Below are 12,888 nucleotides of genomic sequence, written 5' to 3'. Positions count from 1 at the left end.
ACATGTGCGGGCACTCCACTAGACGGTGTTAGCTCATGGGTCCAGCTATAGACCTGTCGGGATCAATAGTGAGCTGGGCCCGTGTACCACTCGGGATTACGATGAGGACCGTTCCGTCAGGCTGTCGGCTGACTGTTACGCCGCCCGCCGGTTGAGGTGCAGAAAAATTGTTGGAACGACCCAGAGCAGGAAAGTCGTCCACAGGCATTCTGCTGTCGCCGCGAAGATAGGCAAAGAGATTTTCCATCATGGCCGATGGAAAGTCCCGATCAGCGCGTTCGGCCAAGTCGGGCTGATCCTTCAGATATGCATCCAGTGCGTAGCGGCGGGTTCCCCGCGCTTCTCCCTTGCGCCAGGAACCGCCGGGGATCGGAGCGCCCACAAGCCATGCAGCCCGATCTACCTCCTGAGTAGATGCGCCGAAGCCGTTCTGCTCCTTGTCCGGGTTATAGAAGTCATCCACAACAAATTTCAGCTTGTCCTTGCCCTCGTGGACGACCCGTTGCACACTCAAGATTCTGAACGCTGTGACGATCATGTCGTTATAGGTTCCGACCAGGTAGTCGGTAAAACCGTCCATGGTGGCGTCGGCCATGACAGGCCAATGTCCTGTCGTGATGCGGTTGAGCTCGAAGGAGAGCAACCCCGGCCGCTCCCGCCGAATGAGTTCAGCATAGGAATGGTTGATATTTACAACGATCATTTGAAGCCCCAAGTCATCTTTTATTTATACACGCATCTTCGGTGAAGATGAATGTAAGTCTCTGCCGAGACACATTATCCGTCAAGATGCATTGTGACTCTATGATGAAGGTGACTGTGTAAAAGGGTGACGCGACCCGAGCGCGCTTGGTGCTTGCTATAGAACCAGGACCCTGCGATTAATGGATGATGACTCCTTGGGTCGGAAGACATAGGCAGTCTCGAAACCCTAGGGTTGAAAGACAGCTAAGCGAGACAGTAGGCTTGTCAGTTTCAGAAGTCGACTGCACGGAATATGAAGGCGTCTGCACCTTTCCCGGGTGCTGGGCGTTCGCCGGGCTGGCGGTTGGCCCAAGGAGTACCTCAGCTTCCGGTGATTCGTCATGCACCCCGTCGCTGGGAGGGCCTGCTGCCGAAGATGGAGGCCGTTCGGGGAACAGCGGTCATCATCCACACAAACGGTAGAACGGGCACGCTGGGGTGCTAAGGTTTTTCCATCCACACGGGTGCCCTTGCAGGGGCTGAGATCGGGCTGATGCAGTCTGCGACCGTTGAACCTGTCCGGGTTATGCCGGCGAAGGAAGTAGGAAACCACTGATGAGCTCCATGAATTCACATTCACTCGCGTACGCCCGCGACCCCGAACACGGCATTAGCGTCCCTGTCACGGAGATCGCCTTGGAGGACTCTCCGAACGGGGTGAAGAATCTACCGTTCACGGTGTACCGGACGGCCGGGCCCGGAAGCGATCCTGTGATCGGCCTGGAGCCGTTCCGGTCTGAATGGATAGAATCCCGGGGCGACACCGAGCCCTACGGCGGCCGGGAACGGAACCTGCTCGACGACGGTAAATCCGCGGTGCGCCGGGGCGCCGCTTCTGCTGAATGGAAGGGCGCGCAGCCGGTGCCCCGCCGCGCCCTCGAGGGTAAGACCGTTACCCAGATGCGCTACGCCCGCCAGGGCATCCTCACCCCCGAGATGCGGTTCGTGGCAGTGCGGGAAAACTGTGACGTCGAGCTGGTGCGCAGCGAAGTGGCCGCTGGCCGGGCCATCATCCCGAACAACATCAATCACCCTGAATCCGAGCCGATGATCATCGGCAAAGCGTTCCTGGTCAAAATCAACGCCAACATCGGCAACTCCGCCGTGACCAGCTCCATTGCCGAGGAAGTGGACAAACTGCAGTGGGCGGCCCGGTGGGGTGCCGACACTGTGATGGACCTGTCCACCGGCGATGACATCCACACCACCCGTGAATGGATCATCCGCAACTCCCCTGTCCCGATCGGGACAGTGCCGATCTACCAGGCGCTGGAGAAGGTCAACGGCGAGGCCAATGACCTGACCTGGGAGATCTACCGGGACACCGTGATCGAGCAGTGCGAGCAAGGCGTGGATTACATGACTGTCCACGCCGGTGTGCTGCTGCGCTACGTGCCGCTGACCGCCAACCGGGTGACCGGCATCGTCTCCCGCGGCGGGTCCATCATTGCCGGCTGGTGTCTGGCCCACCACCAGGAGAACTTCCTCTACACCCACTTCGATGAACTGTGTGAAATTTTCGCTAAGTACGACGTCGCCTTCTCCCTGGGCGACGGACTGCGGCCCGGCGCCACCGCGGATGCCAACGACGCCGCCCAGTTCGCCGAACTGGACACCCTCGCCGAACTCACCAAGCGGGCCTGGAAGTACGACGTGCAGGTCATGGTCGAAGGCCCCGGGCACATTCCGTTCCACCTCGTCCGCGAAAACATCGAACGCCAGCAGGAACTCTGCGACGGCGCCCCCTTCTACACCCTCGGCCCGCTGGTGACAGACATTGCCCCAGGCTATGACCACATCACCTCGGCCATCGGCGCCACCGAGATCGCCCGCTATGGCACCGCAATGCTCTGCTACGTCACGCCCAAGGAACACCTCGGGCTGCCGAACAAGGATGACGTCAAGACCGGAGTCATCACCTACAAGATCGCCGCCCACGCGGCAGACCTCGCCAAAGGCCACCCCGGAGCCCACGAACGCGACGACGCTCTGTCCAAGGCACGCTTCGAGTTCCGCTGGCGGGACCAGTTCGCCCTCTCCCTGGACCCGGAAACAGCCGAATCCTTCCACGACGAGACGCTGCCCGCCGAACCGGCCAAGACAGCGCACTTCTGCTCCATGTGCGGACCCAAGTTCTGCTCCATGCGGCTCTCCCAGGACATCCGCGATCAGTTCGGAGGAATGTCAGAACAGGAAGCCATCGCCGGCATGAGCATCAAATCTGCCGAATTCCGCGAATCCGGCGGGAAGGTCTACCTCCCCGAACCGGTCCTGCCCAGGAACTAGGAGCGAGTGCGTCCAGGGCCGGCCCTTCGGGGCCGGTCCTGCCCCGGCCCCGAAGGGCCGTTGTAGCCACTGCCGTTCGGGCTAGGGGCGCCGCGGGTTCACCGTGTTCGGAAAGCCCGGCCAGTTGAATCCGCACGACCTCTTCCGTCACCGAAGAGCAGCTAGTTGACCAGCGAGCAGCTTTTCCCCGTCGGAGCGCAGTTCCCCGGGTGACACGTGCCTGTAGAGAGTCTGACGGGAGTCACCACGTCCCAGCTCTTCGGCCCCGCTGTATCCGGCGACGGCGCGGCCGTAAAGTGGCTACTTGAACAGGCCCCGCCCGAAGGCGCGTCCTCTCGTCATGTGCCTCGCCGATCACCCGCTGCAACCTCATCGGGGTTTGTTCCGGGCAAGGTACCGTTTCAGGACGCGTTTGATTTCCCGGTAGCTCAGCCCTTCGGTGCTGCGCCGCTCCACATATTTTTTGCTGTCGAGCACGAGCTGCATGCTCTCCCGAACCACAGGCTTGCGCCGCGGCTGCCGACGCGGTGGAACCCCACCGCCGATCAGTTGCGCAAGATGTGTCAGGTGCTCACGCTCGGTGTCGTCGAGCTGCAGCGCCCTCGCCAGCGAATCCAACACGGCCTCGGAGACGCCAGTGACCGCTCCCCGCTCGAGGCGTGCGACGTACTCGACGCTGACATCGGCGAGCATCGCGACCTCACCACGACGAAGCCCCGGCACACGCCGCCCCTTGCCGGCGGGAAGACCTGCCTGCTCCGGGCTCAGGCGTGCCCGACGCGAGGTCAGGAAGGCTCCGAACGTGTTGTCGTTATCATTCATGTCTTCGACGTTACGCCGGGTCTTTCCAACGAGGAACACCCAGGTTGTACGCGTCAGAGCAGTGCACCGCTCGACGACCGAGGCGCGCGCCGGTGATACCCCGGCACCGAAACTGTCTGACAAAAGCAAGTACTGGTTGGCGTTATCGGCAGGCGATTTCAACCACCGGGCGCATCAGCACCGAAAGCGACCGTTTATGACAGCCGCTAAAGACTAACCGGCAGGCCGGCCCGTTGAGATTGAAAGCTTTGAACGTGGCCTGTGCCTTTTCTGCCACAGTGTGGCGTCCATTGGGGTGTACCTCGTTGACCAGTTCGAATCCGCTGCGGCAATGCGGGCCTGTGGATCCGCGCACGCGTCGACGAGACGCCGTCGTTCCGCAAAGTCCGGGCAGAAGGCACCACGCAGAAGCTGCCGATCGCGACCGTACTTAAGCACCACTGGCGCGAGGTGCTGATCTCGACCGGCGCGAAGTTTGTCGAGACAAGCTCGTTTTTCATCTTCGCAACGTTCTCGATCTCCTACTCGATCGGTCTCGGCTATGACTTCGGCACGATTCTGATGTTCGTTCTCATCGGTTCAACCATCGGCATCGGCTTCATGCTCTTCTATGGCGCGCTCTCTGACCGCATCGGACGCAAAAAGGTGTTCCTGGGCGGCTCGGTCGCCGTGGCGATCTTCATCTTCCCTTATTTTGCCATGCTCGCGAGCGGTGAGCTCTGGCTCATGGGCACCGCGATCATCGTCTCCTTCACGCTCATCTGGCCGACCTACGGCTCGCTCATCGGCACGATACTAGCCGAGAACTTCGCGCCTGAGATCCGCTACACGGGTGCCTCGCTGGGCTATCAGATCGGCGCCGCGATCGTGGGTGGGCCGGCTCCATTCATCGCGACAGCACTGCTGGCCGCGTTCATGGGCAGCTGGATCCCGGTAGCGATCTTCGTGGTGTTCTGCGCCGCCGTAGGATTCGTTTCGGTGTCATTCGTGAAGGTGCGCCACAACGAGGAGCTCGATGTCTGAGCAGCACTCGACCACGCCGATCCAGGCGCCCCGCATGGGTGCCTGGGTCACACTGGACTCCATTATCGCTACCGACCAGATCGCCCGCGCGGGTTTCGACTACGTGTGCGTTGACGGCCAGCACGGCTTGCTCGGCTATGACGCCCAGGTGCGGGCGTTGGTCGCGATCGCGGCCGGTGGCGCCATGCCGTTCGCACGGGTCTCCTCTAACAGTGCCGCCGAGATCGGGCGCGTGCTCGATGCGGGCGCGCGCGGAGTGATCGTGCCGCTGATCGACTCCGCCGACGAAGCGCGTGAGGCGGCATTGGCCGCCCGCTACCCGACCTCTGGCGGCCATCGCTCCTTCGGCCCCATGCGACTCGGACCGCACTTCGGTGCTACGCCAGCAGAAACGGATGCGTTGGTCACGGTGCTCGCGATGATCGAGACTGCGTCGGGACTGGGTGAACTCGAGTCCATCCTCGACGTAGACGGCATCGACGGTGTCTACGTCGGGCCATACGACCTATCACTGGCACTCGGCGCACGGGTGCCGTTCGAGGACGCGATTCTGCCGCGGCTGGACGCGGAGCTGAAGCGTGTGGTCGCGGCTGCAAAGAAACGCGGAAAAATCGCCGGGGTGCACTGCGCCGACGGCCTGCAGGCCGCGCGGCGCGCCGAGCAGGGGTTCACCTTCATCACCGCCGCGACAGACGTCTCGTCGCTAAGGGCCGACATGGCGCTGCAGCTGGGAAACGCGCGCGGCGTGGGTTCCGATCTAGCCAGGGCATACTGACGCTCGAAACTCAGCCGCCCCCACGGTCGCAAGGCGGGACGAAAGAGCCGTTATCCAGCGTCCATGCTGAGGTAGCGGTAAACGGTGGCTCGACTGGCCCCGATGATCTTGCCGATGTCGGCAGGCTTTAGTCCCTGAGCTTCCAGAGCATGGGCTCGCTTGACTTTGGGATGGGTGGCGGTGACTTCCCGCCGTCCTGCCTTGCGACCGTGGGAGGCGGCGACGGCCATGCCGGCCTTAGTACGTTCAGAGAGCTGGTCGCGTTCGAGCTGCGCGAAGGCGGAGATGATAGTAACCATGGCTTGGGCCATAGCACCGCCCAGGTCGCTGCCGGGGTCGGTGACGATACCGTCGCGCAGCGACCGAAACCTGACCCCGCGCGCCTTGAAGTCGTCGAGGAGCTCGAGGAGGTGACGGGTGGTGCGCCCGAGCCGGTCCAGTTTCCAGACCACGACTTCATCGCCACGGCTGAGTCGCTCCAGCATCTTGTCCAGTTCCGGTCGGCTGGCCTTAGTGCCGCTGATCCCATGATCTCGGTAGATCCGTTCACAGCCGGCGGCTTCCAGTTCCCGAATCTGCAGTTCGGTGTCCTGCTCCGCGGTGCTGACTCTGGCATATCCAAGACGCGTCATGTACTTCCCCTCAAAGTCCCATCAAAGGATACTTTTCCTTGATGTTGAGAATATCAGAGTGAGACACCTTGTTGAGACGACCGGGCATAGCGACACGCCGTCTAGTGTGTGAATCGCAACGGTAAGTGGCGTTTTTTTCGCGGCGCTTAGTGGCCGATGAGTAGGGCTCGCCGTGCAGTGTCGACAATCTCGGGGGTGAGTCCGGCGAGGGCGTTGACCGTTTGGACGCGTTCGATCTGGGTGGTCAGCCGGTCGACGAGGCGGAAGTTGCCGCCGGTGATGCGGACGATGGTCGCGATGGCTGTTGCGTGTGCGAGACCGCCATCGGCTTCGTCGTTCCCTGGCGGGAAACGTCGGGTCAAAACTGCGGTGAGTTCCTCGGGGGTGAGTTGGCAGTATTCGTGCGCGAAGCCGATGCGGCTATAGAGCTGCGGGTAGCGGGCCAGGCGCTTTTCGATCCCCGGCATTCCGATGAGTATGACGCCCATGGTGTGCCGATCGAAATAGTCGCGGACCTGTTCGAGGCCGGCGGTCTTGAGGCGGTCGGCCTCGTCGATGATGAGCAGTTCGGTGCGGCCGCTGGAGCGTGACTCGCGGTGGATGAAGGGATCCACGACGCCGTGTTCGGCGTAGTCGAGAGCATAGGAAATCTGTTGGCAGACGCGCGGGAGCCCTTGGTCAATTTCCCGGACGCTTGCCGAGACCGTGGGGGTGAAGAATGCGGTGCGGGATTCGAGCACGCGTTCAGGTACGGGATCGAGGTGCTCGGGGAAGGGCATCTGCCATTGTTCCCAATCGTCGGCGCCGGCGTAGTGCCGGGCCGAAAGGGTTTTGCCGACCCCAGGCGATCCCCAGCACAGACCGATGTAGCGGTGGGCGCGGACGGCGTCTGCGAATTCGGTGAAGCGGCGGTGTTCTCGCGTGAGCTGGAATGGCGGCCTCGGGTGCTGCGGCGGCGGGCCGAGGTTCATCTCGCCAGTGTCCGCGGAAAGAAAGCGCCGGCCGTCATCTCCCGGGCCGAGGACGCTATGGGTGCGATCAGTCGGTTTCATAGAGGCGCAATCGGTGTCGTGGCGGGACTTCTTCGATGGTGTCCTGTTTCGCGTCCGTATCTGTATCCGCAGCTGTTCGCGGGACATAGCGGGCATCGGAGGGCAGGGCATCGGCGAGGCTGCGGCGTTGCCGCAATTGTTTTTTGAGGTTTCGTCGTTGTTGCGACCGAGCGGCTTGCAGTTCCTTGAACGAGACGGAGTCCGCTGCCAGCTCGGGTGCGATCGCGCGGCAGAGAAACGCATCGTTGAAGTAGACGCGGATTTCCCCGACGTCGCGGGGATTGAACCGCACGGTGACGTGTTCGCCGACGTAGGCGGCGAGGATGGGTGAGACGTACCGGGTGGCGGCGAACTTGATGCCGTCGCGTTGCACCTTCCGGGTCGCAGTCGCAGTGAGCAAGAGCAAGTCGAGGTCCTCGGGGTGCGCCGGTGCGCGCGGGATGAAACCGGAAGCTCCCCAGCGCTGCACGGGGACCTCGTGCGTCTGGGAATGGGGGCGGCAGTTGTATTCGGTGACGATGAACTGCTCCAGGATCCCATCGAGCTGTTCCAGGGTGAGCGCGGGGGTGGTGACAGGGGCGCCGCGGGTCCCGTGCGGGATGTGGCCGGGCAGGTGGGGCAGGAGCTCGGTGGTGATGGTCCCGTAGAAGCGCTCGATCTTCCCGCGCCCCTGCGGGACGCCGACCCTGGAGTGGATAAGACGGATGTGGGTGTCCAGGCAGACTTGGTTGAGGCGTTCGGAGGTGAAATCAGACCCGTGGTCGCTGTAGAGCACCTCGGGCAAGCCATAGATCGGCCAGGTTGGGTTGGTCTTGGTGTTGACGGCCTGGTGCAGGGCCAGCGCGGTTTGTTCCGCCGACGGGGCCCCGGTGAAGAGGGTGTATCCGGCAACGGCGCGGGAATAGTCATCCAACACGACCGTGAGCCACGGCCGCACCGCGGTCCCTTTCCTGCCCAGGACCATGATGTCCAGCAGTGTATGGTCGGCCTGCCACTGCTCGTTGGGGCGGGCAGTGGCGCGGCGGAACACCAACTCGAAGCGATCCCGGTACGCGGCATCCCCTTCTTGCGCAAGCGTGCGAAGTCCCGGGGCGATGGCACCGATGATCGCACGAACACTGGAGTAACTCGGCGGACTGAGTCCGCGGTCGGCCGCGATGTCGCCCACGCGGCGGTGGATGTAGGCGGCGGTGGGTTCGGGGCGCTGAAGGGCCAGTGCCTCGATGGCCTCGATGAGTTCGGCCCGGATCCGCCGGCGCCCGTGATCGGTACGGCGGGTACGCTGCAAACCCCTGGATGTTGGGTCGGCGCGATACTTCGCGGACCAGCGCGCCAGTGTCCGCAGCGGCACCCCCGACTCGGCGGCGATGCGAGTCCAAGGGGCGCCGCCATCATGTTGGCCCAGCAAGGCGAGTTTCTCCGAAACGCTTCGCGGGGCCATCATCGATCACATGCTCTTGATCGAGCCGGCGTCTTGTCCGAGGTGGCGGTAGAGCGTCGCCCGGCTCCACCCGACCAGGCGTGCCGCGTCCTCGGCGGTGCGTCCCCTCAACCGGGCATCCTTCGCGATCGCGAGCTTGTCGGCGATCACCGCAGGGTCCGAGAGCGGCCGGCCGAAACGAGTGCCGCCTTTCCGTGCGGCGGCGATCCCGGCATTGACGCGCTCCACGATCAGCTCGCGCTCATACTCGGCCAGGGAGGCCAGCAGGTTCAGCATCATGCGCCCGGTCGAGGTGGCCGGGTCGATCCCGTCGGAAATGGAGCGGACATTCACGCCGCGTTCACGCAACAGGTTCACGGTGTTCAGCACATCGACCAGGGACCGGCCGAGCCGGTCGACCCGCCAGACCACCACGGTGTCCCCGGCCTCGGCATACTCCAAGAGCTTCTTCATTCCCGGTCGCTCGATCGCGGACCTGCTTCCGGAGGTGACGTCGGCAAACACGTCCCGCTTTTGCACCCCGTCCTTGAGAAGCGCGTCGAGCTGCAACTGCGCATCCTGGCTCGAAGTGCTCACCCGCGTGTATCCCAAATGTCTCACCTGGCCATTTTGGCTCAAAAACCCCTGGATGCCAACCGCGTAAGACGTTTTACGGTAAGACGACTTTCTGGGGCAAATCGCCTCCCGGGACTTCAAGGAGGCCGATCGTCAAAATAGGCGCGGTTCTGGTGTCTCGAAAAGCTTTAGCTTTTCAAGACATTCAGACGCGTCTATTTCGTTCAGGAACCCTCACACGGCTTCCGCGAGGCGGATTGTCTCGGAACTGTGGGCGAGCTCAGCATGGCCATGCGCCGGGTTATCCCCGAGGGGTCCCTTCTGAGCGGAAGTGGACCTGGACCTGGACCTGGACGAGCCCCACACTGTCCGGCCTCTAATGACCAACGAAATCCGTGAGGATCCGATCAACTAGAGCAGGGACTTGAGGAAGGCGGCGTCCTGGGGGTCGAGCATGCCGGCGAAGCGGGTGAGGCAGCGCCGGCGGTCGTTGGTCTCTCCCAGCGTGCGCACCATGTGCGCGGCGGAGAACTGGCACCCGGTGAGCGTGGCACGGTAGGACCATACGCCGCCGATGAGTTCGCGTTCCGCCAGCGCCTTGTCCACCAGGTGGCCCAAGACGGTGGCGACGGTCGTGTATGCGGGTTTCTGGCCTCCCGGCGCCGTGAGCTCCTGCACCATGCCCCGCGTGGTGTGTGCCTGGCGGGTCTTCCAAAGCACGTCCAAAACACGCCGTTCCAGTGCCCCTACTGGGGGCGCCTCCCGGGGCTTGAAGGGTAGTTCGCCGGTGTCTTCAATGGAGGTCGTCATGAATCCATCCTTTCCCGCTCAGCGGCCTGGCGACCGGGTATCGCGCATTGCTGCTGCCCAGACAGTCGGAACACCAGTGCAAGAACAGTCAGCACCATGGCCAGTGCCGCCAGCCAAGGCTGCAACGGCGCGAAATAGGTCATGGCTCCGGAATATCCCAGCGCCAACAGGGCGATCTTGTTGCAGACCGGGCAGCCGATCGCGAACCAGGCCAGTAGACCGCCGGCCATCCCCCAGCGGGAGGTGCGGTCGGTTGGTTCCGCGGTCCCTGGGGTTGCCGGGGCCGCTGGCCGGATGTAGCTGGCGGCCAGCAGGCCGGTCAGGACGGAGGTGGCCAACCAGACGGGGTAGTTCCACGGCACCGGCGGGATGTCCCGGCTGAAGACGTCGTTGGGGATTAGCACCGTGGCGAAACCCAGCAGCAGCGCCATGGCCAGTGCCGAGGCCACTGCCACCGCCCATTGCCGGGAACCCCACCAGCGCAACGCCGCGCCGGCCAGCGGCAGGCGGCGGCGGAAATCGATCAGCAAGCGTTGCGTGCGGCTCATTGTTCCTCCGTGTGCTTGATGTGTGATCCGTCCCGAGAGCGTCCCCGTTTGCCCTTCGGACCGCTTGTCTACTATAAAGAATAGTAGACCTACTATGCAGCATAGTAGCCAATCGAGCCGAAGGCAGCGAAACCGTGCAGCAGATCCCCGAGAACCGCAAGCCCGCACCGGAGCGGGGGGACAAGCCTGGAACACGGCGCAAGGTTCCGTGGCTGTGGGTCGCACCCATTCCCGTGGCCCTGGCCATCGGCCTGCTCATCGGCGCGCAGCTGCCCGTCGGTGACCGGGCGCCGGGCCCGGAAGCGTCGTCCGCCGCAGTCCAAAATCCCGGCTCACAGACCCCCGGGCAGGACACCGACCCACCGGCACCCGCATTTCCCGATGTGGCGCGACTGGAGGCACAGGATCCCACTGCGCTGGGTGATGTGGATGCCCCGGTGGTCATGGTCGCCTTCACCGACTTCCAGTGCCCATACTGCGCGAAGTGGACGGAGGGCACCCTGCCCGAACTGATCACCAAGTACGTCGACCAGGGGAAGTTGCGCATTGAATGGCGTGACCTTGACCTGTTCGGCGACGCCTCCCTGACCGCCGCTCACGCCGCACAGGCCGCGGCCATGCAGGGAAGCTACGTGCCCTTCCATACGCGCATGGCCGAAGGCGGCACCATCGCCCCCGGATCCGCCTACAGCGCGAAGAGCCTCAGGGCCACCGCCGAGGACCTGGGCCTGGACGGGGAGCAGTTCCTGGCCGACATGGACAGCAAACAGGCCAAGGATGCGGTGAAGCGCAACCTAGACGAGGCCCAGGAGCTGGCCGTCATGAGCACCCCGGTATTCCTGATCAACCAGATGCCGTTCGTCGGCGCGCAGCCCCTGGAGAACTTCGTGGCCGCCATTGACGCCGAATTGCAGCAGGCCGAAGCAGGCCAGCAGTAGTGGAAGCCGGACTGGTCTTCGCCTTTGCCGGCGGTGTGCTCGGACTCTTCAGCCCGTGCAACGCCATGCTGCTGCCCGCGTTCTTCGCCCATGCCGCGACCTCCGGGCACCGGCTGCGGGTACTGGGGATCGCGTTCCTAGCCGGCATGCTGGCCACGCTGGTCCCATTGGGCCTGGGCATCGGATGGCTCGGCGGCGTCCTGGTCATCGACCGCCGCCTCCTGCTGGTCGCTGCCGCCTGGGTCATCGTCGCCCTGGGACTCATCCAGATCTTGGGCGGCGGCTTCGACCTGTCCCGCCTGCTACCCTTGCGTACCCGGCGCCGACGCGCCGCGGCAGGCTCGCCGTGGGGGGCGGTGTTGCTTGGGACGGTGGCCGGCGTTGCGGGGTTCTGCACCGGACCGGTGCTGGGGGCAATCCTGACCCTCATCCTGGCCAACGGCAGCGCACTGGGCGGGGGCATGCTGCTGGCCAGCTACGCGCTGGGTATGGTGCTGCCGGTGCTCGGCGTGGCCGCGGCCATGCGCCGCGCCGGCACCTTCCGAACCGGATGGCTGCGCGGACGCACCGTGACTGTGGGCCGGTTCCGCTTCCACACCAACGCGCTGCTGGCAGGAACCGTAACAATCACCGTCGGGATCCTCATGCTCACCACCGGGGGGCTACTCACCATGCCCGACCTGCTCTCCGCTGGCCTGATGGACCGGATCTCCGACGCGGCGTCCCGGATCGATGCCGTGCTCCCGGACTGGGCATGGCCTTCCATGCTGGGAGCGCTGCTATTGGCCTGGTGGATCGGGCTTGTACGCCGAACCCTGCGCACCAAGGACGCGGCCGTGGCCCCTGAATCACTCGAGGAGGCAATCCTTGGGGATAATACCGGGGTTCCCGCGAAGGCCCGACCATGACCTGGCGGTTGCTGCTGCACCTAGCCGGACCGGGCACCGAACCATTCCCGGATGTGGCCACGGCCCTGCAGGTGGCCCGCAATGCGCACGAACGGATGTCCGACACCATCGTGGAAGTCATCGTGCAGGGCCCGTCGGTGTCCCAGTTGGCCGCGGACGGGAAGCACGCCCCCGACATTGCGGCCCTACACGGCATCCCCGGCATTTGCATTACCGCATGCGCGAACAGTCTGCATGCAGCCGGATTGGCCCCGGATGCGCTGGTCGAGGGTGTCGCGGTCGTCCCCGCGGCCATCGCGCATCTGGCCCAACGCCAGCACGACGGCGCTGCATATGTCCGCCTCTGACCCGAGC

Annotated in this window: 13 protein-coding genes, 1 pseudogene and 1 riboswitch; of the genes and pseudogenes, 6 read left to right on the top strand and 8 right to left on the bottom strand. The window is 64.1% G+C overall.

Annotated elements, in window-relative coordinates; all coding sequences use genetic code 11:
• Positions 1-28: 28 nt before the first annotated feature.
• The gene (locus ACX80D_RS11880) at positions 29-703 is read right to left on the bottom strand and encodes a hypothetical protein (RefSeq protein WP_459322861.1); all 675 of its coding nucleotides are present in this window, start codon (positions 701-703) and stop codon (positions 29-31) included.
• A gap of 491 nt (positions 704-1,194) precedes the next feature.
• A riboswitch (TPP riboswitch) is annotated at positions 1,195-1,302 on the top strand.
• On the opposite strand from ACX80D_RS11880, the gene thiC reads away from it, so the two are divergent.
• Entirely contained in the window at positions 1,300-3,030 is a 1,731-nt protein-coding gene (gene thiC, locus ACX80D_RS11875; RefSeq protein ID WP_459322860.1) for a phosphomethylpyrimidine synthase ThiC, read from the top strand. (Overlaps the previous riboswitch by 3 nt.)
• 624 nt (positions 3,031-3,654) lie before the next feature.
• On the opposite strand, the pseudogene ACX80D_RS11870 reads toward thiC, so the two are convergent.
• Positions 3,655-3,852 (bottom strand): annotated as a pseudogene (locus ACX80D_RS11870) (transcriptional regulator); the annotation flags it as partial.
• 318 nt (positions 3,853-4,170) lie between these two features.
• Between ACX80D_RS11870 and ACX80D_RS11865 the strand changes: the two are divergent.
• Positions 4,171-4,875 (top strand): MFS transporter, encoded by a 705-nt coding sequence (locus tag ACX80D_RS11865; protein ID WP_459322920.1) that lies wholly within the window; start codon positions 4,171-4,173, stop codon positions 4,873-4,875.
• Positions 4,868-5,650, top strand: coding sequence for an HpcH/HpaI aldolase family protein (locus tag ACX80D_RS11860; protein WP_459322859.1), 783 nt, complete (start codon positions 4,868-4,870; stop codon positions 5,648-5,650). The genes ACX80D_RS11865 and ACX80D_RS11860 overlap by 8 nt, the downstream gene beginning before the upstream one ends.
• Before the next feature lie 50 nt (positions 5,651-5,700).
• On the opposite strand, the gene ACX80D_RS11855 is transcribed toward ACX80D_RS11860, so the two are convergent.
• The 6 genes from ACX80D_RS11855 to ACX80D_RS11830 all read right to left on the bottom strand — a co-directional run bounded on the left by ACX80D_RS11855 (position 5,701) and on the right by ACX80D_RS11830 (position 10,688).
• Positions 5,701-6,282 (bottom strand): recombinase family protein, encoded by a 582-nt coding sequence (locus ACX80D_RS11855; protein ID WP_459322858.1) that lies wholly within the window; start codon positions 6,280-6,282, stop codon positions 5,701-5,703.
• A gap of 146 nt (positions 6,283-6,428) precedes the next feature.
• Positions 6,429-7,334: an AAA family ATPase gene (locus ACX80D_RS11850; RefSeq protein ID WP_176704953.1), complete on the bottom strand. Its 906-nt coding sequence runs from the start codon at positions 7,332-7,334 to the stop codon at positions 6,429-6,431.
• Complete coding sequence (locus ACX80D_RS11845) at positions 7,321-8,778, bottom strand: Mu transposase C-terminal domain-containing protein (protein WP_176704954.1); 1,458 nt, start codon at positions 8,776-8,778, stop codon at positions 7,321-7,323. Before ACX80D_RS11845 ends, ACX80D_RS11850 begins: the two co-directional genes overlap by 14 nt.
• Positions 8,779-8,781: 3 nt before the next feature.
• A complete protein-coding gene (locus ACX80D_RS11840; protein WP_176704955.1) occupies positions 8,782-9,375 on the bottom strand; it encodes a recombinase family protein in 594 nt (197 codons plus the stop codon).
• A 366-nt stretch (positions 9,376-9,741) separates the two neighbouring features.
• On the bottom strand, positions 9,742-10,140 hold the full coding sequence (locus ACX80D_RS11835; protein ID WP_007273052.1) for a BlaI/MecI/CopY family transcriptional regulator: 399 nt from the start codon (positions 10,138-10,140) through the stop codon (positions 9,742-9,744).
• Positions 10,137-10,688: a hypothetical protein gene (locus ACX80D_RS11830; protein WP_007273053.1), complete on the bottom strand. Its 552-nt coding sequence runs from the start codon at positions 10,686-10,688 to the stop codon at positions 10,137-10,139. Before ACX80D_RS11830 ends, ACX80D_RS11835 begins: the two co-directional genes overlap by 4 nt.
• Before the next feature lie 134 nt (positions 10,689-10,822).
• Between ACX80D_RS11830 and ACX80D_RS11825 the strand changes: the two genes are divergently transcribed.
• The 3 genes from ACX80D_RS11825 to ACX80D_RS11815 are packed head-to-tail and all read left to right on the top strand — an operon-like array spanning position 10,823 to position 12,881.
• The gene (locus tag ACX80D_RS11825; RefSeq protein WP_007273054.1) at positions 10,823-11,626 is read left to right on the top strand and encodes a DsbA family protein; all 804 of its coding nucleotides are present in this window, start codon (positions 10,823-10,825) and stop codon (positions 11,624-11,626) included.
• Entirely contained in the window at positions 11,626-12,534 is a 909-nt protein-coding gene (locus ACX80D_RS11820) for a cytochrome c biogenesis CcdA family protein (RefSeq protein ID WP_007273055.1), read from the top strand. The genes ACX80D_RS11825 and ACX80D_RS11820 overlap by 1 nt, the downstream gene beginning before the upstream one ends.
• Positions 12,531-12,881 carry a DsrE family protein gene (locus ACX80D_RS11815; RefSeq protein WP_007273056.1) on the top strand — a complete coding sequence of 117 codons (351 nt, stop codon included), beginning with the start codon at positions 12,531-12,533 and terminating at the stop codon, positions 12,879-12,881. Before ACX80D_RS11820 ends, ACX80D_RS11815 begins: the two co-directional genes overlap by 4 nt.
• The last annotated feature ends 7 nt before the right edge of the window (positions 12,882-12,888 follow it).

This window comes from Arthrobacter sp. Sr24, from assembly GCF_054511175.1.
Note: the sequence above shows the minus strand (reverse complement) of the source record. Positions and strands in the feature narration are given on the sequence as shown.